At 67.2% G+C, this 25172-nt stretch carries 29 protein-coding genes and 1 tRNA gene; 17 read left to right on the top strand and 13 right to left on the bottom strand.

Going from position 1 to position 25172, the window contains the following annotated elements:
* Positions 1-30: 30 nt before the first annotated feature.
* The 3 genes from cpaB to ACFUTU_RS16485 all read right to left on the bottom strand — a co-directional run bounded on the left by cpaB (position 31) and on the right by ACFUTU_RS16485 (position 1973).
* Entirely contained in the window at positions 31-777 is a 747-nt protein-coding gene (cpaB, locus tag ACFUTU_RS16495) for a Flp pilus assembly protein CpaB (protein WP_377966144.1), read from the bottom strand.
* A 151-nt stretch (positions 778-928) separates the two neighbouring features.
* Positions 929-1213 carry an FmdB family zinc ribbon protein gene (locus ACFUTU_RS16490; RefSeq protein ID WP_377966142.1) on the bottom strand — a complete coding sequence of 95 codons (285 nt, stop codon included), beginning with the start codon at positions 1211-1213 and terminating at the stop codon, positions 929-931.
* Positions 1214-1361: 148 nt separating this feature from the next.
* Positions 1362-1973, bottom strand: a complete 612-nt coding sequence (locus tag ACFUTU_RS16485; RefSeq protein ID WP_377966140.1) for a 5-formyltetrahydrofolate cyclo-ligase — start codon at positions 1971-1973, stop codon at positions 1362-1364.
* Positions 1974-2060: 87 nt separating this feature from the next.
* Here ACFUTU_RS16485 and galU point away from each other — a divergent pair, with 87 nt between their 5' ends.
* The 6 genes from galU (at position 2061) to ACFUTU_RS16455 (ending at position 6814) form a co-directional block, all read left to right on the top strand.
* Positions 2061-2966: a UTP--glucose-1-phosphate uridylyltransferase GalU gene (gene galU / locus ACFUTU_RS16480; protein ID WP_377966138.1), complete on the top strand. Its 906-nt coding sequence runs from the start codon at positions 2061-2063 to the stop codon at positions 2964-2966.
* A 6-nt stretch (positions 2967-2972) separates the two neighbouring features.
* Positions 2973-3593, top strand: a complete 621-nt coding sequence (locus ACFUTU_RS16475; RefSeq protein ID WP_377966136.1) for a GNAT family N-acetyltransferase — start codon at positions 2973-2975, stop codon at positions 3591-3593.
* A 125-nt stretch (positions 3594-3718) separates the two neighbouring features.
* Positions 3719-4711 carry a hypothetical protein gene (locus ACFUTU_RS16470; RefSeq protein WP_377966134.1) on the top strand — a complete coding sequence of 331 codons (993 nt, stop codon included), beginning with the start codon at positions 3719-3721 and terminating at the stop codon, positions 4709-4711.
* Between the two features lie 33 nt (positions 4712-4744).
* Entirely contained in the window at positions 4745-5560 is an 816-nt protein-coding gene (locus tag ACFUTU_RS16465) for an SDR family oxidoreductase (RefSeq protein WP_377966132.1), read from the top strand.
* A gap of 44 nt (positions 5561-5604) precedes the next feature.
* Positions 5605-5677 (top strand) — tRNA-Ala (locus tag ACFUTU_RS16460).
* 111 nt (positions 5678-5788) lie between these two features.
* Positions 5789-6814, top strand: a complete 1026-nt coding sequence (locus tag ACFUTU_RS16455; RefSeq protein ID WP_377966130.1) for a DUF808 domain-containing protein — start codon at positions 5789-5791, stop codon at positions 6812-6814.
* A gap of 20 nt (positions 6815-6834) precedes the next feature.
* Here ACFUTU_RS16455 and ACFUTU_RS16450 read toward each other — a convergent pair whose 3' ends face one another.
* The 6 genes from ACFUTU_RS16450 to ACFUTU_RS16425 form a co-directional block, all read right to left on the bottom strand.
* Positions 6835-7233, bottom strand: a complete 399-nt coding sequence (locus ACFUTU_RS16450) for a hypothetical protein (protein ID WP_377966128.1) — start codon at positions 7231-7233, stop codon at positions 6835-6837.
* A gap of 501 nt (positions 7234-7734) precedes the next feature.
* Positions 7735-8076 (bottom strand): hypothetical protein, encoded by a 342-nt coding sequence (locus ACFUTU_RS16445; protein WP_377966126.1) that lies wholly within the window; start codon positions 8074-8076, stop codon positions 7735-7737.
* Between the two features lie 75 nt (positions 8077-8151).
* On the bottom strand, positions 8152-8658 hold the full coding sequence (locus ACFUTU_RS16440; protein ID WP_377966124.1) for a hypothetical protein: 507 nt from the start codon (positions 8656-8658) through the stop codon (positions 8152-8154).
* On the bottom strand, positions 8658-9653 hold the full coding sequence (corA, locus tag ACFUTU_RS16435; RefSeq protein ID WP_377966122.1) for a magnesium/cobalt transporter CorA: 996 nt from the start codon (positions 9651-9653) through the stop codon (positions 8658-8660). Before corA ends, ACFUTU_RS16440 begins: the two co-directional genes overlap by 1 nt.
* Positions 9654-9697: 44 nt before the next feature.
* Positions 9698-10123, bottom strand: a complete 426-nt coding sequence (locus tag ACFUTU_RS16430; protein ID WP_377966120.1) for a DUF1761 domain-containing protein — start codon at positions 10121-10123, stop codon at positions 9698-9700.
* 9 nt (positions 10124-10132) lie between these two features.
* Entirely contained in the window at positions 10133-10696 is a 564-nt protein-coding gene (locus ACFUTU_RS16425; RefSeq protein WP_377966118.1) for an Lrp/AsnC family transcriptional regulator, read from the bottom strand.
* 155 nt (positions 10697-10851) lie between these two features.
* On the opposite strand from ACFUTU_RS16425, the gene ACFUTU_RS16420 reads away from it, so the two are divergent.
* The 3 genes from ACFUTU_RS16420 (at position 10852) to ACFUTU_RS16410 (ending at position 13271) form a co-directional block, all read left to right on the top strand.
* On the top strand, positions 10852-12087 hold the full coding sequence (locus ACFUTU_RS16420) for an MFS transporter (protein WP_377966116.1): 1236 nt from the start codon (positions 10852-10854) through the stop codon (positions 12085-12087).
* A 168-nt stretch (positions 12088-12255) separates the two neighbouring features.
* Entirely contained in the window at positions 12256-13038 is a 783-nt protein-coding gene (locus ACFUTU_RS16415) for an ArsR/SmtB family transcription factor (RefSeq protein WP_377966114.1), read from the top strand.
* Entirely contained in the window at positions 13035-13271 is a 237-nt protein-coding gene (locus tag ACFUTU_RS16410; RefSeq protein WP_377966112.1) for a 2-nitropropane dioxygenase, read from the top strand. The genes ACFUTU_RS16415 and ACFUTU_RS16410 overlap by 4 nt, the downstream gene beginning before the upstream one ends.
* 35 nt (positions 13272-13306) lie before the next feature.
* On the opposite strand, the gene ACFUTU_RS16405 is transcribed toward ACFUTU_RS16410, so the two are convergent.
* Positions 13307-13816 (bottom strand): Lrp/AsnC family transcriptional regulator, encoded by a 510-nt coding sequence (locus ACFUTU_RS16405; RefSeq protein WP_377966110.1) that lies wholly within the window; start codon positions 13814-13816, stop codon positions 13307-13309.
* 118 nt (positions 13817-13934) lie between these two features.
* A complete protein-coding gene (locus ACFUTU_RS16400; protein ID WP_377966108.1) occupies positions 13935-15254 on the bottom strand; it encodes an MFS transporter in 1320 nt (439 codons plus the stop codon).
* Between the two features lie 90 nt (positions 15255-15344).
* On the opposite strand from ACFUTU_RS16400, the gene ACFUTU_RS16395 reads away from it, so the two are divergent.
* Positions 15345-16331: a LysR family transcriptional regulator gene (locus ACFUTU_RS16395; RefSeq protein WP_377966106.1), complete on the top strand. Its 987-nt coding sequence runs from the start codon at positions 15345-15347 to the stop codon at positions 16329-16331.
* On the opposite strand, the gene ACFUTU_RS16390 is transcribed toward ACFUTU_RS16395, so the two are convergent.
* Together ACFUTU_RS16390 and ACFUTU_RS16385 are read right to left on the bottom strand one after the other, a co-directional pair.
* Positions 16328-17164: a hypothetical protein gene (locus ACFUTU_RS16390; RefSeq protein ID WP_377966104.1), complete on the bottom strand. Its 837-nt coding sequence runs from the start codon at positions 17162-17164 to the stop codon at positions 16328-16330. The genes ACFUTU_RS16395 and ACFUTU_RS16390 overlap by 4 nt on opposite strands.
* Positions 17165-17304: 140 nt before the next feature.
* Positions 17305-18333 (bottom strand): NAD(P)H-dependent flavin oxidoreductase, encoded by a 1029-nt coding sequence (locus ACFUTU_RS16385; protein WP_377966102.1) that lies wholly within the window; start codon positions 18331-18333, stop codon positions 17305-17307.
* Between the two features lie 129 nt (positions 18334-18462).
* Between ACFUTU_RS16385 and ACFUTU_RS16380 the strand changes: the two genes are divergently transcribed.
* The 7 genes from ACFUTU_RS16380 to ACFUTU_RS16350 all read left to right on the top strand — a co-directional run bounded on the left by ACFUTU_RS16380 (position 18463) and on the right by ACFUTU_RS16350 (position 25144).
* Positions 18463-19386, top strand: a complete 924-nt coding sequence (locus ACFUTU_RS16380; RefSeq protein ID WP_377966176.1) for an N-acetylglucosamine kinase — start codon at positions 18463-18465, stop codon at positions 19384-19386.
* A gap of 107 nt (positions 19387-19493) precedes the next feature.
* Positions 19494-19946, top strand: a complete 453-nt coding sequence (locus tag ACFUTU_RS16375; protein WP_377966100.1) for an NUDIX hydrolase — start codon at positions 19494-19496, stop codon at positions 19944-19946.
* A gap of 355 nt (positions 19947-20301) precedes the next feature.
* A complete protein-coding gene (gene rsgA / locus ACFUTU_RS16370) occupies positions 20302-21363 on the top strand; it encodes a ribosome small subunit-dependent GTPase A (RefSeq protein ID WP_377966174.1) in 1062 nt (353 codons plus the stop codon).
* Between the two features lie 283 nt (positions 21364-21646).
* A complete protein-coding gene (locus ACFUTU_RS16365; protein ID WP_377966098.1) occupies positions 21647-22735 on the top strand; it encodes an ABC transporter ATP-binding protein in 1089 nt (362 codons plus the stop codon).
* Positions 22735-23448, top strand: a complete 714-nt coding sequence (locus ACFUTU_RS16360; protein WP_377966096.1) for an ABC transporter permease — start codon at positions 22735-22737, stop codon at positions 23446-23448. Before ACFUTU_RS16365 ends, ACFUTU_RS16360 begins: the two co-directional genes overlap by 1 nt.
* Positions 23445-24188, top strand: a complete 744-nt coding sequence (locus ACFUTU_RS16355; protein WP_377966094.1) for an ABC transporter permease — start codon at positions 23445-23447, stop codon at positions 24186-24188. Before ACFUTU_RS16360 ends, ACFUTU_RS16355 begins: the two co-directional genes overlap by 4 nt.
* Entirely contained in the window at positions 24185-25144 is a 960-nt protein-coding gene (locus ACFUTU_RS16350) for an ABC transporter substrate-binding protein (protein WP_377966092.1), read from the top strand. The genes ACFUTU_RS16355 and ACFUTU_RS16350 overlap by 4 nt, the downstream gene beginning before the upstream one ends.
* Positions 25145-25172 lie beyond the last annotated feature (28 nt).

Genomic DNA, 25172 nt, shown 5'->3' with positions numbered 1-25172 from the left:
GGCAGAATGGGGCGCACGCGCTGGTCCGTGTCAGCGCGCATTGGGTCCCACCAGCACAAAGAACAGCTTCCCCTGGGTGGACGCTCCCGCCAGCGCGCTGGCCTGGTCCGGCGTCGCGGCCACAACCAGCAGCCCGTCTGAATCACCGGCCGCAAGCCATTGGCCGCCCTGGCTCTCCTGGCCGGAGGTCCACAGGACGGGCACTGACCGGGCGAGCACCTTCGAGGCTGATGCCTGTTCATAGCCGTTGCCGCTGGTCAGCACCACGTTCACCAGCTGCCCCGGCGAGACCAGCTGGATGGAGGAGGGATCCGCCATCCGCAGCGGAACTGCAGCAGAACCGGGCGGCGCCCCAGTCAGCAGGCCGGGTCCGACGAGCTGCGCATCGGTGAGGAGTTGGCCCTTGCGCAGCGGCGCGGCCAGTTGTCTGCCGCTGACCCCGGCGCTGTCAGTGAAGGTGCCGTCCGGCACCACGGCAGGCGGCACGTTGACAGGCACGGCGTCACTGCCGTTCAGGGTTGCTCCGGCCGGCAGGTCACGGGCAGCGGCCAGGACGCTCACGGTCCGGGCAGGGGCGGGAGTCAGCTGGTGGACGGCGATCCCCGCGGCTGCGCACAGCAGCAACGCCACGGCAAGGCGACGGTTGCGGTTCAGCCAGCCCGCAAACCGGCGTCCGCGCGGGCGCTGGCGGGCGGCAGGACCGGACAAGGCGCCGCGGCGCCCCGGACGAACGGCCGGGCGGGACGCCCGTGCGGGGAAAATTCCGGTGACTGGCATGCCGCCACGCTACTGGTTGCCCTCCCGGCCCTGACAGATCCGGGCCGCCGTATGTGGAAAAAGCAAAGGAGTCCGGCCGGGTAAACCCGGCCGGACTCCTGAAGTTTGGAAGCGACTGCAGCTTGAAGGCTGCCCTGCCGCGGGCGCGCGCCTAGCTTGCGGCTGCGGCTGCCGGAGCAGCGGATGAAGCAGCCGAAGAGGCGGCCGCGGGGGCCGGTGTTGCCGCCGCCGGGGAAGCCGAGACGGTGCTTCCCTTGGCATCCCGTGAGTCAGTCCGGTAGAAGCCGGAGCCCTTGAAGACCACGCCCACGCTGTTGAACTTCTTGCGGAGCGTGCCTTGGCACTCGGGGCAGGACGTCAGAGTGCTGTCGGTGAAAGACTGCACGATGTCGAAGGCATGGCTGCAATCCTTGCAGGCATAGGCATACGTGGGCACTGTAGATCCTCCTCTTGGACAAACGACAGGTCCCGTGCTGCCGGGCTTCACCTCCCGGTTTCTCCTTGACGGATCACCGTGGCGGAAATGACTCCATTAGCAGTCGCAGGGCCTGAGTGCCAATTCTAGCACCCCGGCCCGGGCGAGGTCACGCGAACGCTACCAGCCCGGAGGGCATGAGCACTGCTTCGACGGGACGGTCGAAATCTTCAGCCGGGATGGTCTCAGCGGGCAGGAGCTCCATGTCGTAGATGATGGCTGCCTTGGGCAGATGCAGGCCGCCGGCGTTCGCTGCAGCCAGGAATTTGTCGTAATACCCGCCGCCCTGTCCGATCCTGTTGCCGCTGCGGTCCACGGCGGTTGCCGGCATGAACATTCCGGCGGCGGTGCGCACAGTGTCCAGGCCGTGGCGCTCCCCGGCCGGCTCCTGAATGGGCGCGTACCTGCTGCGGATGAACTCGCTGTCCGGGGTCCAGAAGACCCAGCTGAGCTCCCGGTCCGGTTCGCAGACCGGGAGCAGGATGCTGTGCCCCGCCTCATACAGGGCATGCAGCAGGGGAAGGGTGGGCGGCTCGAAATCGACGCCGAGGTAGGCGGTGAAGGTCGCCGGCTTGCCCGCGGCGATGGCCTCCGCCCAGGGCAGGCCATGGGAAGCGATGCCGTCGCCGGCATTAGCAAGGTCCGCCGGTGTCAGCGTGGCCCGGACTTGCCGGTGCCGCGAACGGATCCCGTCCTTCGACTGCGTGGTGCCTGTTGGCATGGGCCCTCCCTTTGTCGCAGGGGCAGGCGGCCGGGCCCCTGCCGCAAGCATTTACCGTATGAATGTTCCCTCGGATAGATTAGACCAGTGACTTCCACTAATTGTTCAGTCCGCAAGGCCGTCATCCCCGCTGCGGGTCTCGGCACCAGGTTCCTGCCGGCCACCAAGGCCATGCCCAAGGAGATGCTGCCGGTGGTCGACAAGCCGGCCATCCAGTACGTCGTTGAAGAAGCCGTCAAAGTTGGCCTGAGCGATGTCCTGATGATCACCGGACGCAACAAGCGCGCACTCGAGGACCACTTCGACCGCGTTCCCGCCCTGGAGGCGACGCTGGAGGCCAAGGGCGATACCGCCAAGCTGGAGTCAATCCAGGCCGCAAGCAACCTGGGCGACATCCACTACGTCCGCCAGGGTGACCCCAAGGGCCTTGGGCACGCGGTGCTGCGTGCGCGCCAGCACGTCGGCTACGAGCCGTTCGCCGTGCTCCTCGGGGACGACCTCATCGACGCCCGCGACGAGCTCCTCAGCACCATGATCGAGGTGCAGTCCAAGACCGGTGGTTCCGTGGTGGCCCTCATCGAGGTGGAGCCCTCCCAGATCAGCGCCTACGGCTGCGCGGACATTTCCGAGATCGACGGCGAGGGCTTCGTCCGCATCAACAAGCTGGTGGAGAAGCCGGACGCCGATGAAGCGCCGTCCAACCTGGCCGTCATCGGCCGTTACGTGCTCCACCCTGACGTCTTCGATGTGCTCGAAAAGACCGAACCCGGCCGCGGCGGAGAAATCCAGCTGACGGACGCCCTGCAGGAGCTGGCCAGCAGGGACGGCGAAGGCGGCGGCGTCTACGGCGTGGTCTTCCGCGGCCGCCGGTACGACACGGGGGACAAGCTCAGCTACCTCAAGGCCTGCGTGGAGCTCGCCATCGACAGCGACGACCTCGGCCCCGGTCTGCGTGACTGGCTTCCGCAGGTCGCCGCCCGCTTGTCCGAATAGCCCTTCATGAGGGTCAGCCACATCTGGCCGGTCACGCTGGAATGCGGGGACCTTGTCCTGCGCCCCATCAGGTACCGCGACCGGAAGGAATGGACTGAGGTCCGTTCACGCAACAGCGACTGGCTGGCGCCCTGGGAAGCGTCCAACCCGATCCCGGGCGGGTCGCTGCCCGATTACCGGCAGATGGTCCGGTCCCTGAACACCCAGGCGGCACAGGCTACAGCGCTGCCGTTTGTGATCGCGGAATGGACTCCCGGAAACCGTGATCCGGTCATCGTGGGGCAGCTGACAGTGTCCTCCATCGTTTGGGGATCCGCGATGATGGCGACGCTCGGCTACTGGGTGGACCAGGCCAAGGCCGGCCACGGGATTGCGCCCACCGCCGTGGCGATGGCAACTGACCACTGCTTCCGGACCCTTGGCCTGCACCGGATGGAAATCAACATCCGCCCGGAAAACGGTCCAAGCCTGCGCGTCGTGGAAAAGCTCGGGTTCAGGGACGAGGGCTACCGCCCGCGCTTCCTGCATATCAACGGAGAATGGGCGGACCACCGCTCCTTCGCGCTGACGTCGGAGGAGGTTCCGGAAGGCCTCCTGAGCCGCTGGCTGAGGACCAGGTCCGCCTGACCGCTGACCTGCAGAGCGGCTGGTCAGAGCCGGGTTAGCCGCGTAACTCCATTGATTTGAACCTCGGTCGCGACACACCGAGACGAATGCCACAGGAGCCACAACATTCCTCATACGGTTTTGTTGTGGATTTCCCCCTTAGCAGCTCAGTCATCCTTGTGGCTGCTGTTGCGCTCTGGATCGTTTGGGTAGCCCCTTACGTGCTCCGCAACGGCCGGCATCAGTTCCAGGCTGCCGGTGACCTGACGCTGGAGAGCGTCGACGCCGAAACTGCAAACCCGCAAGCCGGGACGGTTGTATATATGGCCGCCCAGCAGGAGAAACGCATGGACACCAGGAAGAGCAGCGAACCAGCAACAGGCCCCGCACCGGCTCCGTCCGGCAGCAGGCCTGCCGCCACAGGGAACGGTGCTTTTCGGATCCGCTACGGCCGGACGGCTGTCGCATTCATTGGGCTGCTGTCCTTCCTGACGGCGATCGTGGCGGGTGTCCTGCGGCTGTTCGGGCTCGGCAACCCCTGGGTCCCGGCCGTCGCCGTCCTCACCGGTGTTGCCGCCGTCGTGGTTTTACGGCGCCTCGCCGTCCGGGACCGCCGCAGGAAAGTCAACGCCGCCTTCAAAGCTGCCATGGGTTCGCCCGCCGGCCGGGCGCCGTCGGGCCGCGAGTCGGCAGCTGAGCCTGTAACCGAGGCGGCACCCGCTCCGGAGCCCGTGAAGCCCCCGGAAAACGCGCTGTTCGATGCGGAGGCGGAAGTACCGAAGCCCAAGCCCCTCACGGCAGTCGAACTTCGCGAGGCTGCATTGGCAGTTGCCCTCGCAGCCGGGGATGAAAGCGCCGCAGCTCCGGTGGAGGGTCCGGCGGTTTCGCCCGAGTCCAGCTGGGACCCGGTGGAGGTTCCCAAGCCGACGTACGTCGAGGCTGCCAAGGCCGAGCGTCCGGCTCCTGAACCGCTGGCGCTTCCCGAGGCCCCGAAGTCGGTGGGCAAGCCTTCGCTGAAGCAGGGCCCGGCCGCAGCACCTCCTGTAGCATCCCCGAACGCGGCCCCCGCCAAGCCGCTGACAAAGGCCCAGAGCGCGCTGAGCAACCTTGACGACGTCCTGCAGCGCCGCCGCGCGTAGCACGGTGCGTGTGTCGTACCAGGCGCCACAGTAGTGGTCCGCATCTGCGTGGCCGGCGGCACGGGCCAGGCCGGCCGGGAAGTGGTGCGCCAGGCACTGGGACGGGGACACGCCGTCGCCGTCTTCAGCCGGAACCTCCCGCACTCCGCGTCCGGGAAAAACGGTGCCCGGGAGCTTTACGACGGCGCTGACTACTTCCGCGCGGACGTCACCACCGGGGAAGGGCTGGCAGAGGCGCTGGCGGGTGCCGACGTCGTCATCGACTGCCTCGAAGCACGGGCGGGCAACGCCCTCAAACACTACGCGGCCGGCGGTGCCCTGCTGCTCGGGGAAGCGGCGGCGGCGGGCGTGGCCCGCGCCGTACAGCTTTCCATCGTCAACTGCGACCAGAGCACTCTCGCCTACTACCGGTCCAAGGCGGACAAGGAGCGCGTGTACGCAAGGTCGCCGCTGGAAACCCGGACAGTGCGGAGCACACAGTTCCACAGCCTCGTGGCGGGGATATTCGACGCCGGCTCCCGCGTGGGCCTGGTGCCGGTGGTCAAGGGTGCCCGGTTCCAGACGATTTCGCCGTCCGAGGTGGCGTCGGCACTGCTGGAGGCCGCTCTTGAACAGCCCTCGGGGGATTCCCATACGTTGGTGACGATCGGGGGTCCGGAGGTGGTGGACACGGGCCAGCTGGCCAGTACCTGGAAACGGACAACCGGTGCCAGGGGCCTCGTGGTGCACCTGCCGCTCCCCGGCCCGGCGGGAACGTTCCTGCGGGAAGGAAGGAACCTGGCGCCCGGACAACGTTACGGCGACACGACATTTGGAGCCTGGTTGGCAAACCGGGAAGAAAATTTGTAGCCTAGGGAAACCGGCGTTGGAATTCCTCCGGAAAACGGCGCCCCGGGGTTATAGCTCAGTTGGTAGAGCGCTTCGTTCGCATCGAAGAGGTCAGGGGTTCAAATCCCCTTAACTCCACAGAATTTAGCTGGACTGCGCATCACCATATAATCGGAGCATGCCGATCACGCCCCTCACCCGAGGCCTCCATGACCAGCAGCCCGACCCTGAGCAGCGCGGGAGCGACCTGTGAGCGGCGGTCTCGTCGCGCTGCTTGACGACGTCGCAGCCATCGCCCGTATTGCGGCCGCCTCGGTCGACGACGTCGCAGCCGGTGCCGCCAAAGCGAGCGCCAAGGCCGCCGGTGTGGTCATCGACGACGCCGCCGTCACCCCGCAGTACGTCTCGGGGGCGGACCCCTCCCGCGAACTGCCGATGATCAAGAAGATCTTCTGGGGCTCGCTGCGCAACAAGCTGCTGATCATCCTGCCCGCACTGCTGGTCGTCAGCACCTTCATTCCCTGGGCGATCCCGTTCATCCTCATGCTCGGCGGCACCTACCTCTGCTACGAGGGCGCCGAGAAGGTCTGGCACAAGCTCCGTGGCCACCATACGGCGGACGAGGACTCGCCCGCCGTGGAGCGCGGCCCGGGCGCTGAATCCAAGGTGGTCAAGGGTGCCATCACCACCGACTTCATCCTGTCCTGCGAGATCATGGTCATCTCGATGAACGAGGTAACTGATCAGTCCCTGTTGGTCCGCGCACTCATCCTGGTCCTGGTTGCGTTTGTGATCACGGTCGCCGTGTATGGCGCCGTGGCACTGATCGTCAAGATGGATGACGTCGGCATGCACCTGGCTGCCAAACAATCCGCGAGCTCCCAGCGCATCGGCGAGATGCTCGTCAAGGGAATGCCCTCGGTACTGGCCGCGATCACCTTCGTCGGTACAATCGCCATGCTTTGGGTCGGTGGCCACATCATGCTGCAGGGAGCCTACGACCTCGGCTGGCACGGACCCTATGACATAGTCCATGCCCTCGAGCATCCTGTCGCCGAGCTCTCCGTGGTGGGCGGCTTCCTGGCGTGGCTGGTCAACACCCTGTGCTCCGCCGTCATCGGGCTCGCCTGGGGCCTTGTTGTCATGGCCGTTGTTGGCCCGCTGCTGAAAGTGCTGCCGTTCGGCAAGAAGAAGGGCGGGCACGAAGAAGGTGACGTCCGGGCCGCAGCCGCCGGTCACGGTCCCGCCGACCGTGAGTCCGGACCAGCCTCCTAGCCCCTAGCCCGGGGGCATCGTCAGTCTGAGGGGCCGTGCGGCTTCGGCGGCAGATGGCCGCGCCGGGACGCCTCACGGACCACCTGCCGGATGTTGGCAAAGAGCACGGCCTTGACTGCCGTCATGTCCGGGCTGTGGCCTTGCTTCAGCGCGCTCTCCAGGGTGCCGCAGTAGGCTTCAAGCCGCTGGGCGCCGGCCATCCCGGAGCTGACCCGCAGGCTGATGATGGCCTCCAGCGTGGTCTCGGCGTCGCCCCGGGTAAGGCCCTTGAAGATCTTCGCCGCCCGTACGGGGAGCATCACCAGGTACTCCTCCATGTACTGCTGCGCCACAGCCTCGCCGGCTTCATCCTTGAGATTCTGCAGCGCACCGTCATCCAGGACCGGAAGGTCCTGGCCCGCGTCCGGGTCCTCCGCCATGCAGCCACCTCATCCAGTTGTCTATGCCGTCCTGCGATCCGTACTGAAAATGTTCCGCGACGCAGCTCAAGAACCTGACACCGTCGTCGCAGGTTCGGATCAAGAGTTGGTTAGAATTTTGCCGACGTCTCCGGCCCGGCCGCTGAGGTCCGCGGTGATGGAAAAACAATGTCCCCGGACTGTGATTGTCCGCCGGGTCCGGAGTACATGGGGGGAATGCGTTCCGGACCCGGCAGTTCTGAAGCCCAGGTTCGCGGCTACCTTCTGCTTCAGGGACGTGAACAGTCTGTGGCCCGCACATTGGAAAACGCCGGAGCTACCTGAGAGTCAGGGTTCGGTTTTATCCCCCTGCACGCGGCGCGGGATGCGGCTCCTCCAAGGTTTCTCCAAGCCTGGGCGTGGCGGTTCCGTCTTGTGAGGCAGAAAGGCTTTTAAGACGGGAAAGGCGGTCAGGGGCAGGGCTTAGCCCCGCCCGCGACCGCCGGACGCGTGAAGAAGCGGCTACTGGCCGCCGCAGAACCTGCTGTAGGTGCTGCCTGCCTGCTCGTAGCCGGCCTTCAGATCCGTGAGCTTCGCCTGGTCCGGGGTTTCCTTGGCGGACTCGTCCGTGAATTCCAGGATGGCCTGCAGGGCGGGCCGCAGCTCGTCCGAGGACACGGCCTCGATGGGGCGGATTTGGTTGGCCAGGCGGGTCATGCCGGTCTTACCCACGGAGTTCGCGGGGTTCGAGACAACGGTCCTGATCCGGTCGCAGGTCTGCGCGGTGGTGAGCTGCGGGGAGGCGCAGGCGGAAGCGGAGAGGACGAACCCGGCGGCAAGCAAGGCGGTGGTAAGTTTCTTCATGTTTCCCTCAGTAGTTGATGTCAATCGATTGTAAGCAGACGCAACCCCCTCAGGACGGCCGGATTACGGCCGGGGCTAGCAGCCGCCGGACCGCTCGTCCTCCAGCTGCTCGTCCGACTCGATCCAGAGAAGCACGGAGAGCCGCTCTCCGATGCGCGACAGCACGGCGGTGATTTCCTCACCAAAGCCGTCCGGCGGCACCGCCAAAAGACCGGGGAGCGGCGCCGGGGCGATGAGGAACGGAAGGACGTCCTCCCTGTGGAGGACCTCCAGCACGGCCAGGAACCGTTGCCAGCCGCCCGCGCCGGCGGCGTAGTCCGAAGACGGCGAAGGTATTCCATCCACCACCCAGGCGGGGAACCTGCGGGCCAGCAGCAGATAGTCCGCGGCCGGCCGGTCCACGCCACACAACTCATCAAAGCCGGCCCAGAGCAGGTCCGGGGCGGCGCCCTTGACTGCCAGCTGCCCGGAGGGCAGGGCCAGGACGCCATGCTGGGAAGGGGAGGGCCGGAACAGCCCGTAGGCGCCCAGCTGCCGGTCCGTGCCGGGAGAAATGACCAGGCCCTGCCGAAAACCGGCCACTAAAGCCAGCCCTTCCGCTTGAAGATGAGGTACATCAGGGCGGCTGTAGCGACCATCAGGAGCATGGCCATGGGATAGCCGTACGCCCAGTGCAGCTCCGGCATGTGGTCAAAGTTCATGCCGTACACGCCGGCCACAAAGGACGGGGCGAAGAAGATGGCCGCCCACGAGGAGATCTTTTTCACCTGCTCGTTCTGCTGGGCGCTGGCCTCGTTCTGCCGGTTGGCCGTGAGAGTGCCGTCCAGGGTCAACGCGTTCTGCAGGAGGTCCCGGAAGGAGTCGGCCCGCGAAATTACCCGCTCCACGTGGTCCTCCACATCGCGGAGGTTGTGCTGCAGCTCGTCATCGGCAGCGAAGTCGTGGACCCCCGCGTTGAGCTGCTGCATCATTGCCGGCAGCGGATGGATGGCCCGCTGGAACTGGATGACCTCGCGGGCAAGTTCGTAGATCCGGCGCGAGACCGCCGGATCCCCGGAGAACAGCTGGTCCTCGATCTCGTCGATGTCGTTTTCCAGTCCCGCCACCACCGGGGCATAGTCGTCCACCACCTGGTCCAGCAGCGCATACAGCACTGCCGGCGGCCCGTGGCGAAGGAGGTCCGGCCGGGTCTCCAGCCGGCGCCGCACCTGTCCGACGCCGGACATCTCCGCGTGCCGGACGGTCACCACGAAGTTCCTGCCCACAAAAATATGAAGCTCACCGAATTCCACTGTTTCGGTGTCATCGCGGTACCGGGCCGGCCGGAGAACGGTGAAGAGGTTGTCGCCGTAACGCTCCAGTTTGGGCCTTTGGTGGGCCGAGATGGCATCTTCGACGGCCAGCTCGTGCAGGCCAAACTCCTCGGCGACGGCGGCCATCTCGGCTTCTGAGGGGCGGTACAGGCCGATCCAGGCCATTCCGCCATGGTTGTCGAGCGTTTCAAACGTCTGTTCCAGGTTTTCGGGCTCCGCGGTGCGGAGCCCGTCCACGTAGACGGCGTTATCGATGATGGTCACAGTCTGAAAGTCTCTCCGTCTGTTGGGTCAGGACATCACGGGCATCAGGACATCGCGCCGATGATGGCACCGGCGGCCGTCATCGCCAGGACATCGTGTCCGGAATCGATAAGGGTCAGAGCTGCCGGGCGTCCGGCAAAGCCGTTGTGGATGAGGTGGCCGCCCACGCGGAACACCAGTGCCAGGACGAAAGCGAACCATCCGCCGGCCAGAGCTGTGTCGAGTCCGAGTTTGCTGATCAGGATGGCGAGGAGGATCGCCGTCAGGGCTGCCGCACCCATCATGGGGCCCCAGATGGTGGTGCCGCCCTCGGAGTTCCGCAGTTCCTCTTCCGTCTTGCCCACGGCCTCCATCCAGCGCCTGCCGAGTACGCCGGGCAGATACCAGACGAAGCCGATGGCCATGCTGGCGAGGAAGGCAAGGAGCACCGCCACCCAGTTGATCTGAAAGACGTACGAGAGCCAGTCCACAGTCGCATCCTATTCCGGCCGCGCCGGCCCCTGGGCGGCCGCGGACTGACCAGCTGCCGACTGAACTCCTGCCGACTGAACTCCTGCCGATTGAACCAGGCGGCTGATCAGCGGCTCGGTCCGGTACGGGATGTGCGTGTGGAGCGCCAGCACTGTTTCGGTCCGGATGACACCCTTGATGCGCAGGATCGAGCGCAGAGCACCCTGAAGATTGTGCGTGTCCGTGGCCACCACCCGGCACCAGACATCGCCCCGGCCGGAGATTTCATGGACCTCGAGAACCTGGGGAATGAGCCGTAAAGCAGCGATCACACCGTCAAGCTCGCGGTGGGTCACCTCAATCGTCACGAAGGCGACGACGTCGTACCCCACCGACTCGAGGTCGATCTCACGGCCGCCGTCGTGCAGGATGCCCGAACGCAGCATCCGGCGTACGCGCGACTGGGCAGTATTCCGCGCGATGCCCAGTTTCTCGCTGAGTTCGCCGATCTGGACCCGGGGGTCCCGGATCAGTTCGAGCAGGATCTTCAGATCCGTGGGGTCCAAGGTGTTCAAATCGTCACTTCGGTTCATGAATCCGGCTAAAGATTGATGGTTTTGCTCAATTTTCCCACAGAATGCCGACCTCGGTACGCACTCCTGCCGCATTCTTTAGGTACCAATTTCCATCCGCGGGAGCAGCCTCCACAAGGGGCCGGTCTCCCCGGGCACACAGGCAGGGCACGGGCATGACCGTCTTTAGCGAACTTCGAATGCGTCCGGCTGCGGCCACCCGCTGGGGCTGGGATGCTTCCACCACCTCACGGCTGGCCATGGCCGGCGTCGTCATTTTCACGCTCCTGGTGGGAGCAAATCTGGCGACCCCGCTGTATCCGCTGCTTCAGGCGAGGCTGGGCATCGGTTCGCTGGGCATCACCGTGGCATTCGCCGCCTACGTCCTGGCGCTCGTGGCCACGCTCATGCTTGCCGGACACTGGTCCGACCACATCGGCCGCCGCGCTGCCCTCCTCCTCGCCGTCGTGACAGGGCTTGCGGGCGGCCTCGTCTTTGCGAATGCAGGCAGCCTGGCCGCCCTGTGCGGCGGACGGGCGCTGCAGGGCGTGGCTGTCGCCCTCGCCACCGGCGCCAGCTCAGCCGCACTTCGCGAACTGCTGCCGGAGCGGCCGGAATGGGCCTCCCGATTCACCCTGCTGGCCTCCGCCGGGGGAGTGGCCGCGGGGCCGGCGATCGGCGGGGTCCTCTCCCTGCTGCCCGGCTCCACCACGACGCCGTACCTCATCCACTCCCTTGTTCTGGCCGCGCTGCTCGTTCCGCTCTACCTGTTGCGTGCACGTCCCGCCATCAAACCGGCGGCAGGCCCCCGCCCGCTGAAAGCGCTGGCGCCGCGCCGCCCGACGGTGTCCCGGGAGGCCCGTGGGGCGTTCTGGCTGGCGGCGGCGGTCGGCTTCCTCAGCTTTGCCGTCTTCGGCTTCTGCCTGTCCCTTGCCCCGGCCTATTTCGCAAAGATTCTTGGCACCGACTCCCGGCCACTGATCGGCCTCCTCGCCGGGCTCACCCTGGGCTCGTCCGCCCTGAGCCAGCTGATCGGAGTCCGAAGCAGGTTCGCCGTGCCGGCAGGCCTTGCTGTGCTTGGTGGCGCGGTGGCGCTCATCGCGGCCGCAGCTGCTGCAGGCAATCCGTGGCTGCTGGCCGGAGCGAGCGTGGCCGCCGGCGCAGGCCAGGGCGTCGCCTTCCGGACCGTTTTCAACGACGTGGCGGGCAAGGTGGAGGCGTCCCGGCATGCGCAGATTATCAGCACTGTTTACGTGATCACGTACCTTGGAAGCGCTGTTCCGGTCATCGGGCTGGGGCTGGCGACGGCGGCTTACGGGCTTGATGCGGCCGTCACTGGATTTGTGGCAGGCTGTGCCGCTGCCGCCGGGCTGCTGGCCGTGATCACGTGGCGCCGCGCACTCTGCCGGTAGGTACAGGTAAACCGCCGTCGTCCGCTTCATCGCCGGCGCGCGCCACGGGCCGGGGGCAGGCTCAGCGCCGTCCTGACCTGCTGCCCGGCCGTTGCAAAGGAGCGTTTGCAAAGAAGTGATTGCAAAATAATCGTTGCAAAGGATTCTTTGCAAGCGTAGCCTTGGCGTATGGCCACTAAGCCGAACACCGAAGCCGCTGTTGCGCAGGAGTCTGCTGAGCAGGAGCCTCCTTATCAGGAGTCTGCTGAGCAAGGGCTTGCGGCCGGGCAGGAACTGCCGTTTCCCGTCCGGAAGATGGACCCTGCGTCCCTCAAAGCCCTGGCGCATCCGCTGCGCGTCCAGATCCTGGAAATGCTGTCCCGGTACGGCGCCCAGACGGCGTGCAGCCTTGGCGAGCTGCTGGGGGAGTCCAGCGGCTCCACAAGCTACCACCTGCGCCAGCTGGCCAAGCACGACTTCGTCCGTGAAGTGGAGGGGAAAGGCACGGCCCGGGAGCGGTGGTGGGAACGGCCGCGCGGTGCAATCGAGGTCTCGTCACCGGAACTGGCCAGTTCCCCCGCCACACAGGAAGCATCCCGGCTGGTCAACCGGGAGTTCGAACACCGCCGGCAGGCTGTGCTTGCGGATTTCATGGCGCACGGGGCGGACACCCTGGACAGGGATTGGCTGGAAGCCGCCACGGTGAGCACCGCCAATGTGCGGATGAACGAGCAGCAGCTGGGCGCCTACACCCGGGCAATGGAGGCCTACTCGTACCGGCTGCTGGAGGAAATCCGGGGCGGGGGCGAGCAGGAGGATGCCCGGCCGGTCCAGATCCACTTCAATGCCTTCCCCATCCTCGGGGTGCCTGCGTCCGCAGGCACCCGCGGCGAGCGCAAGGCCCAGAACACCGCCCCGGCGGAATCCGTCAGCACCAGACCCTCGAAAAAATCCGAAAGGAAAGAGCCATGAGCGCTCTGTCAGTCAACCATTCCATCTCCGGTTACCGCCGTGCCTCCGTGCTGGAAGCTGTGGCCGTCCGTGTCGGCGCCGGCCTGGTGGAATGGGCGGAGCGGCGGCGGGCTGTTCCGGAGGAAGCTGTCCGGCAGCAGCGGGACGCCGCGCGGCGCCGGGATGAACTCAACCTCCTCCGCAGCGACGTCCTTGGCGCGGCCCACTCGGGGCTGCTGCTGTCCCGCCGCTAGGCAACCCCGGTCCCGGCTGTCCGGCCGTTGCAGGGTCAGTGGTCGTCCGGCAGCGGTCCGTGGTTCCCGGGCATGTGTTCGAAGACAAGGGTCGTTTCGGTGTGGCCCACCACGGGGTCGGTGGCAAGGTTGTCCAGGACCCAGTCCCGAAGGTCCTCGGTGGTGGCGACGGCGATGTGCAGCAGATAGTCCACCGAGCCCGATGTGTGAAAGGTGGACAGCACGGCCGGCAGCTTGGGGACGCGGGAGGTGAACCGGTCGATCTGCTCCCGGTCGTGGGCCCGGAGCCGGACGGCGATCAGCGCCTGCACGGACCGGCCGATCGCGGAAAGGCTCAGTTTCGCCTCGAACCCCTGGATGATGCCCCGCTCCGAGAGGGCACGGGTGCGCATGAGGGCGGTGGACGGGGCGATGCCTACCAGCTCGGCCAGCTGCTTGTTGGAGATCCGCGCGTCGTCCACCAGGGCTGCCAGCAGCCGCTCATCAATGGCGTCCAGCGGCTCCTGCCCCGCGGCCGGCCGAATATTCTTCGCGTTGGTGCTCACGGATCCTCCTGAAGTGTTCTCCGTTCATCTTAGCGGCGCCAATTCGGCCAAGACATTCACAGGGAACGGGCACCTCCGAACATCTGCAAGATTGGAGGTCGCTTCGCCCGCGGGTTATTCAGGGAACCTGCAAGCCTGCCGGGTCCGGCCGGCCGTTCCGCCCGTGCTGCGCCGCGGCGGGATGTACGACGGCGGTGATCACCGCCGTCGTACATCCCAGGATGATGACGGCGGCCGCCAGCGCCGGCCAGCCAAGTGACTGGAACAGCAGACCTCCCGCCCAGCCCAGGATGCTGGAACCCAGGTAGTAGGCGAGGTTGTACAGCGATGCCGCCTGTGCCCGGCCCGACTCGGCGATGGCTCCGGTCCAGCCCGCGCCGATGCTGTGGGCGGCGAAGAAGCCGCCCGTGAAGATGATGAGCCCGGCAAGGATCAGCACCAGCACTTGGGTGAGGGTGAGGGCCAGGCCTGCCGCCATCACCGCGATGCCCGCCAGCAGCACTGTGCGGCGGCCGAAGCGCTGCGTGAGGGCGCCGGCCCAGCGTGACGTGGCGGTGCCTGACAGGTAGGCCAGGAAAATGAGGCTGATCAGCGTGGCGGGAAGGCTGAAGGGTTCCCCGGAGAGCCGGAACCCCAGGTAGTTATAGACGGCCACGAAACCGCCCATCAGCAGGAAGGCCTGCACGTAAAGTGCCAGCAGCCGCGGGTTCGCCATATGGCCGGACAGGGTCCTGGCCGCACCACGGAAGCCGATGCCGTGCGACGGCCTGAAACCGCGGGCCTTGGGGATCAGAACCAGAAACAGCACGGCCGCCACGGTCGCGAGGACGGACACGGACAGTGCCGCCGCGCGCCATCCCCAGAGCTCCCCGGCCGGTCCCGCCACGAGCCTGCCGGCCAGGCCGCCCAGCGTGGTTCCGGCGACGTAGCTGCCGGCAGCCAGGGCGGCGTGTGCCCTGTCGATCTCCTCGTTCAGGTAGGCGATGGCTATGGCGGGGATGCCGCCCAGGGCCATGCCCTCCAGCATGCGGAGTCCCAGCAGGACGGGGAAGGACGTGGCGAGCGGCACCAGCAGCCCCAACGCTGTGGCGAGGCAGATTCCCCAGGTCATGGCCTTCACCCGCCCGATCCGGTCCGCGAGGAACGACCAGGGGATGACGGTTACGGCCAGGCCCACGGTGGCCAGCGAGATGGTTAAGGCGGCTTCCGAAGCAGTTACCCGAAGTTCGGCGGCCATGATCGGAAGCACGGCCTGGGTGGAATAGAGCTGGGCGAAGGTGGCCACCCCGGCAAACGCCAGGCCGGCCAGGATCCTGCCGTAGGCCTGTGAACCCTTCCGGTGTCCGTCCCACCCGGCGTTGTCGCCTGCGCCGGCATCGGAAGGATGCCGAGGCTGACCCTGCGCGCTTGCGGTGACGCGCTGCTGTGGCGTTGGCATGCCCCCAGCTTAGATCTATGCTGACCTAGTATCCAATGCATGATTCGCTTGTAATTCATGCTCCAGTGGATTGATTGACGGAGGTAAACCGTGGATGTTGAGCACAGGCAACTGGTGCAGCTTTTGCCGATCCTGCCGCTGCTGGCGGAGCTCGGACGGACGCAGCACATCACCGAAACCGCTGAGCTGCTGGGCGTTCCGCAGTCCACGGTCAGCCGTGCGCTGGCGCGGGCCAGCGCCGTGGTGGGGACCGATCTGCTGGTCAGGGACGGCCGGGGCGTGCGGCTCACTCCTGCTGCGACGACGTTGCTCCCGTATGTGGAGTCGGCGCTCGCCGAGTTCCGTGCCGGCCTGGACCTTGTCCGGCACGAATCGGAGGTGGTGCGCGGCCGGATCGGCGTCACCTTCCAGCACACGTTCGGTGAGGCCACGCTGCCCCTGCTGATCAGTGCCTTCCGGAGCCGCTATCCGCAAACGGAGTTCGATCTCAGCCAGGGCTCGCGCGAGAGCTGTCTGGCGGAACTTTCGTCAGGCGCCGCCGACGTTGCCCTGACGGCACCCGTGGCACCGGCCAGCAGGGCCATCGGGTCCGCAGCGCTGTACCGGGAACCTCTGCGGCTCGTGGTGCACCACCGGCACCCGCTGGCGATGCGGACGTCGGTGGCCATGACCGAGATCCGGAAGGACCCGTTCGTCGCGCTCGGCTCCGGCTACGGCTTGCGCTCCCTGACGGATGCGCTGTTCCGGGAGGCCGGCTTCAGGCCACGCATAGCCTTCGAAAGCCAGGATTCACACACTGCGCGCGGCCTCGTTTCCGCCGGACTGGGGGTCAGCATCCTTCCCCCGGAAAACGGCAGCAGACCGGGCCGCGACGTCACAGCAGACACCGGAGACCTTGGCTGGGTCGAAGTCGCGCTGGAATCGGAACTGGCGTACCGCGAGATCGGCCTGTCCTGGCGGGAACGGCGCAGCGTTCGGGACCATGAACCGGATGCCGTGCGCCTCTTCCGGGAGCTGGTGCTGGAGGACGGGCCCGGACTCCTGGCGGGGCTGGTCCGGGCCCGCGCCGGAGCCTAGGAATAGGCGAGGCTTAGCATCAGGGCCTTCAGCTGTGCGTACTGTTCGGTTCCCATCCAGGCTTTGGCTGCCTCCCGGCTGGGGAATGCCGGTTCGGCAAAGATGGTCCGGGTCTGGGCGCCGCCGTTCCCCATGACGAGCAACGAACAGCCCGATGAGACGCCCGCGCCTTCTTGCAGGGACCGGGGATTGCTGATCTCCATGCCGTAGTGGTCTGCAGCTCCGAGGCGTTCCACGTCGAACCCGAAGTGGGGCGTGGTGCCGTCGGTTTCGCGCAGCCCGGGAACTGGCGCCCGGTCCAGGACCGTGCGCGTCACCGGGCCCGCTGTGCAGCCGATGCCGTTCGCGCCGCTTGAGATGCTGGCCAGGTCATCGCCGGTGGCGTCCGAGACGATCGCTTCCACCGGCTGCCACGGGGGCGCGTCGGTCCCCGGGCCGCGCTGCGTTCTCACCGACCAGTCCGCAGGGTAGGAGAAGGAGATGTGCCCGTCGGGGAAGGTGAAGGACTTCAGCGCGGGCTGGGCAGGCTGCGAGGGTGCAACGGGAACTGCGGGCGCTGCTGCCGCAGCCGTGCTCGCGGCACTCGTGGCCGGCGTGCTGGCAGCAGGCGTGGCGGGGGTGCCGGCAGCAGGAGTGGCCGCGGTGGACGCCGCAGCGGTGGGCGATGGTGACGGGGGTTCCGGTGCCGGGGTGGAAGCCGAACCGGCGGGACGAGGGCTTTCGGCGTGGACGTTTTCCGCCCCCTGCTGGGCTCCGCAAGCCGAAATTGCAAAGCTGATGGCAAGGCCGGCTGCGGCAACTGCCACTCCGGTTCCGAAACGATTGGAACGCATGGTTTTCTGATCCCCCTGATAAGCGCATAAGTGCGTACCGCGAGATTACTGAATTTTGGCTCCAGCGTTTGGATAAATTGGTCTCGGTTTGGAATCGATTCCTGAGGGCAGGACGGGGACCCCAGTGGCGTTCCGGGGCACTACTCCAAAAGCGCGCCAATCGCGCCTGCCACGGGGCCTGTCCGGGCGGAGCGCCAGCCCTTGCCCGCCCAGAGGTTCAGCCGCTCGGGGTCACCGGCGGCGGCCGCGGCCGCGCGGATGGGCGCGGTCAGGTGGTGGATGGCGGGGTAGCCCTGCGGGGCATCCAGGTGATCGCGGACAAAATCGTTGACGAGCGCCCGTGCGTAGCGGCCGGTGAATGCACGGGTGGGCGTGGTCTCGCTGAAGCGGTCGTCGCCCAGGGCATCCTTGTGCAGCTGTCGGGCGCCGCTTTCGTCCGTCCGCAGCAGCGCTGTGCCCACCTGCGCGGCAACGGCCCCGGCCCCAGTCACCGCCCTGACGGTGCCGGCGTCGGACACGGCGCCGGCCGCAACCAGCGGGAGTCCGACGGCGGCCCCCACCTCCCGGACCAGGTCGGCGGTTGACGGCGGCGTGGCTCCCTGTTGCGCTGCCGGCAGGAAAGCACCTGAGTGGGCACCGGCACTGCTGTGCTGGACGACGAGGGCATCGAAGCCGCAGTCCGCTGCCAGCTCAGCCTCGGCCCGGCTGGTGACCGTGGCGAGGACAGTCGACCCGGCCTTCCGGAGTGCCCGGACTACGGCGGAATCCGGAAGCCCGAAGGCGAAGCTGACCAGCTCAACGGGATCCTGCAGCAGGAGGTCGATCTTCTCCTGCCAGGCATCGTCGTCGTCAAGCACCAGCGGCGGCACGCTGACGCCATAGCGCGCGGCGTCCTGGCCGAGGCTGCTCCTGTACTCCTCCAGGGCAGCCACGGCATCGGGGGAAGGGCTCAGCTGGGCAGGGTCGGGCACAAAGACGTTGACGCCAAAGCGGATGCCGGCCTCGCGGCAGGCGCGGATCTCGGCGCTGACCGCCTCGGCACTCTTGTAGCCGGCGGCGAGAAAGCCCAGTGCTCCGGCGCGGTGGACGGCGGTGACGAAGCCCGGCGTCGACGTCCCGCCCGCCATGGGCGCTGCGATGATGCTGGTACCAATCTCGGCGAAGGGCATGGCCGGCTCCTTGGGGCTACTCAGTAATCTGTTCTGGTGACTAACTCTGACAACCTATCCGGTGCGGCCCCCAAAGCGTCCAATGCCGCAGCGTCCAATGCCGGCGCATCCAACGACGCCGCAGCCACTGTGTCCCGGTCCGGTTCTGTTCCGGACGGCGCCGCGGACTCGCACGGCGTCGTCATCGGCCTCGACATCGGCGGCACCAAGACGAGGGGCGTCCGCTTCGAAGGCGGGGAACCGGTGGCGGACGAGAGCGTGGGAAGCGCCAACGTCCAGAACGTCACCCGCGAGGAGGCCGCCGCGCATCTGGCAGAGCTTTTCGCCAGAATCGGCCGCGGACCGGTGGCCCGCGTGTATGCCGGTGCCGGCGGGATCGACACGGAGGATGACGCCGCCGCGCTGGCCGCCCTCATCGAGCCGCACGCTCCCGGGGCCCGGATCACCGTGGTTCACGACTCCCGGCTCCTGCTCGCGGCCGGCGGGGCGAGCACCGGCGTCGCCGTCATCGCGGGCACCGGCTCGGCCGCCTGGGGTACGGACGGCCGCGGCAGCGAGGCACGCGCCGGCGGCTGGGGCTACCTCCTGGGCGATGAGGGCAGTGGCTACTGGCTGGGACGGGAGGCAGTGCGGCACAGCCTGCGGCGCATGAACCAGGGACAGGAGCCGGACGAACTCACCCGCGCGCTGCTGGACTCCTGCAGCACGGATGACCCCAACAAGCTGATCGCACTGTTCCACTCCCCGGACACCGGACGCCGCTTCTGGGCGCAACGGGCGCGGCTGGTGGTGGAGGCGGCCGAGGCCGGCCACAGTATCAGCCGGGATCTGATCGACCAGGCAGGCAGGGACCTGGCGGACATGGCGGCCCAGGTTCTCCGCCAGTTGGGGCTGGAGGGACCCGTCATCCTGGGCAGCGGTCTGGGCATGAATGTGGTGCGGCTCCAGGAAGCGTTCCGGAAGCACCTTGCCGCAGCAGGGGTCAGCGACGTGCGGATCCTGGCGCAGGACCCCGTTTTCGGTGTCCCGCTGCTGGTCCGCGAGCAGGCCTAGGACCCGGTCGGCGGCCGGGCTTCACACAGGTTGAGGGGCGGTACGGGGCTCTGCCGCAGCGGACGCACATCAGCGGCACACGGGCGCCGCGGGGCTACGCTGGAGCCATGACCGTTCTCTTCGACACACGTCCTGCCGCGTACGCGGTGATTATCCGCGACAGCGCGATCCTTCTGGCGTACTGGAAGCAGGACGGCAAGGAAGGCTGGACGCTGCCCGGCGGCGGGCTGGATCTCGCGGAGCATCCCGTGGACGGCTGTGTCCGCGAGGTCTTCGAAGAGACGGGGTACCACGCCGAGGTCGGCGCCATGCTGGGGATCGACGTCGGGCATTGGCCGGCGGGTTCTCGGCTGGACGGGACGGACCGTGACTTTCAGGCGCTCCGCCTGGTGTACGAGGCCAGGATTACCGGCGGGGAGCTTACCCACGAAACGAACGGCACCACCACGCATGCCGCGTGGATACCGCTGACCGACGTCGGCACGCTCAACAGGGTGTCACTGGTGGACGCCGCGCTGCGGCTGTTCCGGGAGCGGCCGGTCAACGGCAAGCTTGACTGAGCCTTCGGGGATCTAAATTTTATGCCCCGTCTCCCTAGCCAGCCGGTGCGCCACTGGCTATTCTGGGGGAGTCCGCGGACGTTCTGCCCTGCGGCGGCCGGTCCGGCACGAACTTCGAACGGGGAGGTGGACCTGATGATTGCAGAATTCGCGCGCGCAACGCGCCCTGCCGAAAACACCTTCATGATCCCCGCCCCTGTTGCCGCCCGCTCCTAGCCAGCTCAGTCAGTGCACCCAGCACAGCTGTGCTGCCCGGCGCCACTTCGGGGCCAACCCGAGGTTCACAGTGAAAATTTCTTCCGGCATCCGTGCCAACCAGCTTCAATTTCAAAACCCTTCAACAACACCTGCCCCCATGACCGGCCCGCTCGCGTACGGATTCACGGCGGCAACGGCGGAGCACTTCGCGGCCCATCCCGCAGACGGCGGCGAGGCTGCGGGGCGGATCGTCCGGGTGGACCGGAACCGCATTGTCGTAGCCACCGCCGGGGGACTGGTGCACCTGCCGTACCCGGCGGACGCAAGTCCGGCCACCGGCGACTGGATCTGGCTTGGCCGCAACCGGGCTGCGGAGCCGGCCGTCGTCGCCGTGCTTCCGCGGACGTCTGAGCTAAGCCGCAAGCGCGCCTTCGACCCGTCCACCGAAGCGCAGGTCCTCGCCGCCAACATCGACATGGTGGGCGTCGTGGTTCCCGTGGACCGCCCGCTGAGCCACAACAGGCTCGAACGGACCCTGGTGGCCGTCTGGGATTCCGGTGCCACACCGTTGGTGATTATCACAAAGGCAGACCTGGCAGACATCGCCGATGACGTCGTCGGGAAGGTCATCCTGCAGGCGGCCGGCGTGGACGTGGTGACCACCTCCGCCGAGCAGGGGGACGGCATCGACGAACTGCTCACGCGGGTACAGCCGGGGTGGACGATTGCCCTCCTCGGGCCCTCCGGGGCCGGGAAGTCCACGCTCATCAATGCCCTCGTGGGGCACCACGTGCAGTCGACCGGCGATGTGCGCGCGGCCGACGGCCGGGGACGCCACACCACCACGGCGCGGGAGCTGGTGCCGCTGTCCAACGGTGCCGTGCTGATGGACACCCCGGGTGTCCGCGGGTTCGGGCTGTTCGACGCCGAGGACGGCATGGAGGAAATGTTCGGTGACCTGCAGGTCCTCTTCGGGCAGTGCCGCTTCTCCGACTGCGCCCATGACAGGGAACCGGGGTGCGCCGTCCAGGCAGCGCTTGAGGACGGGTCCCTGGAGGAGCGGCGCTGGGCCAGCTACCTGAAGCTGCAGCGCGAGCTCGCCGCCCTTGAAAGGCGCCACGACGCTGCCGCGCGAAGGGCGTACCAGCGTGAATGGCACCAGAAGGTGGTGGTGGCCGGCCGGAGCCAGCGGGCCGCCGAGCGCTACCGGCATAGCTGACTGGCACTCCTGAAAACATTTGAGTTTTTGTCCAGATAATGGCCGCTCCGGGGCCTTTTGGCGCCATTATCTGGACAAAAACTTCGCCGCCCATCCGAACGGGGAGTGCACCGAATTAACAGTGTTTGTCTCCGAATGATTACGGTGTGTGCGCCTGCGGAGGTTTTGCTTCAGGCAGTGGTTACGCTGTGTCGAGGCGCGCTTTACAGCCAAAAAACAGCATGCATATGATCAGTTCGCTTTACCGTCCGATGTTGCCGCCCAACAGTTAGGTAAGCCGGGTATGGCCGAAGCCATGATTGAGTTCCAGAGCGTCACCAAGCAGTATCAGAGCGGCCAACCGGCGGTGGACCAGCTGAGCATGTCCATTGACCGTGGCTCCATCACGGTGTTCGTAGGACCATCAGGCTGCGGCAAGACCACCTCCCTGCGCATGATCAACCGGATGGTGGAGCCCACGTCCGGAACCATCACCGTGGGCGGACGGGATGTCACCTCCGTGCCGGCAGCCGAGCTCCGGCGCTCCATGGGCTACGTGATGCAGTCGTCGGGGCTGATGCCGCACCGCTCCGTCGTGGACAACATCGCCACCGTGCCCCGTCTGAACGGCGTTCCGAAGACCGATGCCCGCAAGCGTGCGGAAGAACTGCTCGACGTCGTCGGGCTGGCTCCGTCACTCGGCAAGCGGTATCCGTCACAGCTCTCCGGCGGCCAGCAGCAGCGCGTCGGCGTGGCCCGGGCGCTCGCGGCCGATCCGCCGGTCCTGCTGATGGATGAGCCCTTCAGCGCCGTGGACCCCGTGGTCCGCGACGAGCTGCAGCAGGAACTGCTGCGCCTGCAGCGCGACCTCGCCAAGACCATCGTCTTCGTCACCCACGACATCGACGAGGCCACCGTCCTCGGGGACAAGGTGGCAGTCTTCGCCGTCGGCGGCAAGCTGGCCCAGTACGCCACGCCGGAGGAGATCCTCCGGGCTCCGGCCAACGAGTTCGTGGCTTCCTTTGTGGGCCGAGACCGCGGGTTCCGGCACCTCGCCTTCACCACGGCCGACGGCGTGGCGGTCCATCCCGTGGAAACGGTCACCCGGGGCGGGAACTCCGCTGCCAGCGTGGACGGCTGGCGCCTCGTGGTGGATGAGCAGCAGCGCCCGCTCGGCTGGGAAGGGCCCGGCCCGGACTCCCGGCTGGTGCCCGGCGGCTCCCTGTTCCGGCCCGGCGGCACCCTCCGGCGCGCCCTGGACGCCGCGCTGTCCTCGCCCTCGGGGCTCGGTGTCGCGGTCGACGGCGATGGCAAGGTCGCCGGCGTCGTTAAGGCCGCGGATGTGCTCGCCGTCATCGAATCCGCGCGACGCACCCGGCAGGGCGCACTCTGATGGAGTGGTTCCTGGCGAACAGTCCCATGGTCTTCGAACGGGCCGGCCAGCACCTGGTTCTGGCCCTGGTCCCCATGGTCCTGGGTTTGCTGATCTCCATTCCGCTGGCACAGCTGGCCCGTCGGCACAGCGCACTCCGGCACACCGTGACCACCGTGAGTTCCCTGCTGTACACCATCCCCTCGCTGGCGCTGTTCATCATCCTGCCGCCGCTGCTGGGGACCCGGATCCTCGACCCGCTGAACGTCATCGTCGCGCTGACCATCTACGCTGTGGCACTGCTGGTGCGGGCGGCCATGGACGCCTTCGATTCCGTCAATGACGACCTCCGGCAGTCGGCCGTGGCCATGGGGTACAAACCGGCCGCCCGGTTCCTGCAAATCGACCTTCCGCTGTCCCTGCCGGTGATGTTCGCCGGCCTGCGCGTGGTGTCGGTGAGCAACATTTCGCTGGTGAGCGTCGCCGCCCTGCTGGGCGTGGGAAACCTGGGCATGCTGTTCACGGACGGTCTGCAGCGGAACTTCGTCACCGAAGTGGTGGTGGGGATTGTCGCCATCCTGCTGCTGGCGCTGGTGATGGACGCGCTGCTGGTGATCCTGGAACGCATCCTTACGCCGTGGACCCGGGCCGGAGCGGTGCGGACCGATGCGCAGGCGAAGTCCGGCGCCGAGTTCCTCGCCGACGCCAAAGTGCATGCGGGGGCAGGCTCATGAACATCTTCACCGAAACGTTTGCGTGGCTCGCCGATCCTGGGCACTGGTCCGGGCCGGGAGGCATCCTCGTCCGGCTGCTCGAACACCTTCAGTACAGCGCCCTCGTCCTGGTCATCGCCGCGGCCATCGCTGTTCCCGTGGGGCTGTACATCGGGCACACGGGACGGGGCCGCGTGGTGGCCGTTGCCGTGGCCGGTGCCCTCCGCGCGCTGCCCACCCTCGGTCTGCTGGTGCTGTTCGCCCTGATTGCCGGAAGCGGGCTCATGCCGCCGGTGTGGGCACTGGTCATCCTGACGGTGCCGCCGCTGCTGGCCGGCACGTATGCGGGCATTTCCAGCGTGGACGCCAGCGTGGTGGACGCGGCCCGCGCCATGGGCATGAAAGAGCTGCAGGTCCTGTTCGGCGTGGAGGTGCCGAACGGTCTCCTGGTGATGTTCGGGGGCATCCGCACCGCCGTTCTGCAGGTGATCGCTACGGTGTCCGTGGTGGCCTACCTTCCACTCGGCGGCCTGGGGCGCTACCTGTTCGACGGGCTCGTCCTCCAGGACTTCCCGAGAATGCTGGCAGGTTCCCTCCTCATCGCCGCGCTGGCGATCGTCGTCGACCTTGTTTTGGCCGCCGTCCAGCGGCTGGTTGTTTCACCCGGACTTTCCGCCCGTTCCAAGGGCGGCCGCAAGGCCGCCACCGATCTCTCGGCTGCCGCGCCCGCGGCGGCCGCTGTTCAAGGAGGCACCGCATGAAGTATCCCGTCCGCACGACTCTTACCCGCCGTGGCCTGGGCGGCCTCGCCGCCGGTGTCGGCGTCGCCCTTGCCCTGGCCGCCTGCAGCAGCGGCAATCCGCTGTCTTCCCCCAGCACGAGCGCAACCGGCGGGGCCACCGCCGGCGGTTCGCTCGTCGTCGGTTCCGCGGACTTCCCGGAAAGCCAGATCATCGCCGAGATCTACGCAGGCGCCCTGAACGCTGCGGGGGTCACGGCCACCACCAAGCCGAACATCGGTTCCCGCGAGATCTATTTCAAGGCCGTCCAGGACGGGTCGGTGGACGTGGTTCCCGACTACTCCGGCAACCTCCTGTCCCACGTTGACGCGCAGGCCGCCGAGGTCACCCCGGAGGACGTCTACAAGGCCCTGCCGGGCAAGCTGCCGAAGGGGCTCGCCGTGCTGGAGCCGTCCAAGGCAGAGGACAAGGACGCCATGGTGGTCACCAAGGCCACCGCGGAAAAGTACCAGCTGAAGTCCATCGAGGACCTGGCCAAGGTCTGCAAGGACCTGACCATGGCCGCGCCCGCCACTTTTGAAACCCGGTCCTACGGGTTCCCGGGGCTGAAGAAGAATTACAACTGCGAACTCAAGGCGCTCAAGCCCTTCAGTGACGGCGGCGGCAACCTCACGCTGCAGGCCCTGCTGAGCGACGAGGTCCAGGTGGCAGACATCTTCACCACCACGCCGTCCATCGCGGACAACGACCTTGTTGTGCTGGAGGACCCGAAGAACAACTTCAAGGCACAGCAGGTGCTCCCGCTCTACAACGACGCCAAGGTGACGGACAAGGCCAAGGAGGCGCTCAACAACGTTTCCAAGACTCTCACCACCGATGACCTGATCAACCTGAACCGGGCGGTCAGCGGAAGCCAGAAGCAGAACGCCAAGGACGCCGCCGCTGCCTGGCTCAAGGACAAGGGCATCGTCAAGTAGTCCGCGCTGCTGACTAAAAAACCAGTAC

Origin of the sequence: Arthrobacter sp. NPDC057388 (assembly GCF_042668165.1) — a bacterium.
Classification (GTDB): Bacteria; Actinomycetota; Actinomycetes; order Actinomycetales; family Micrococcaceae; genus Arthrobacter.
Note: the sequence above shows the minus strand (reverse complement) of the source record. Positions and strands in the feature narration are given on the sequence as shown.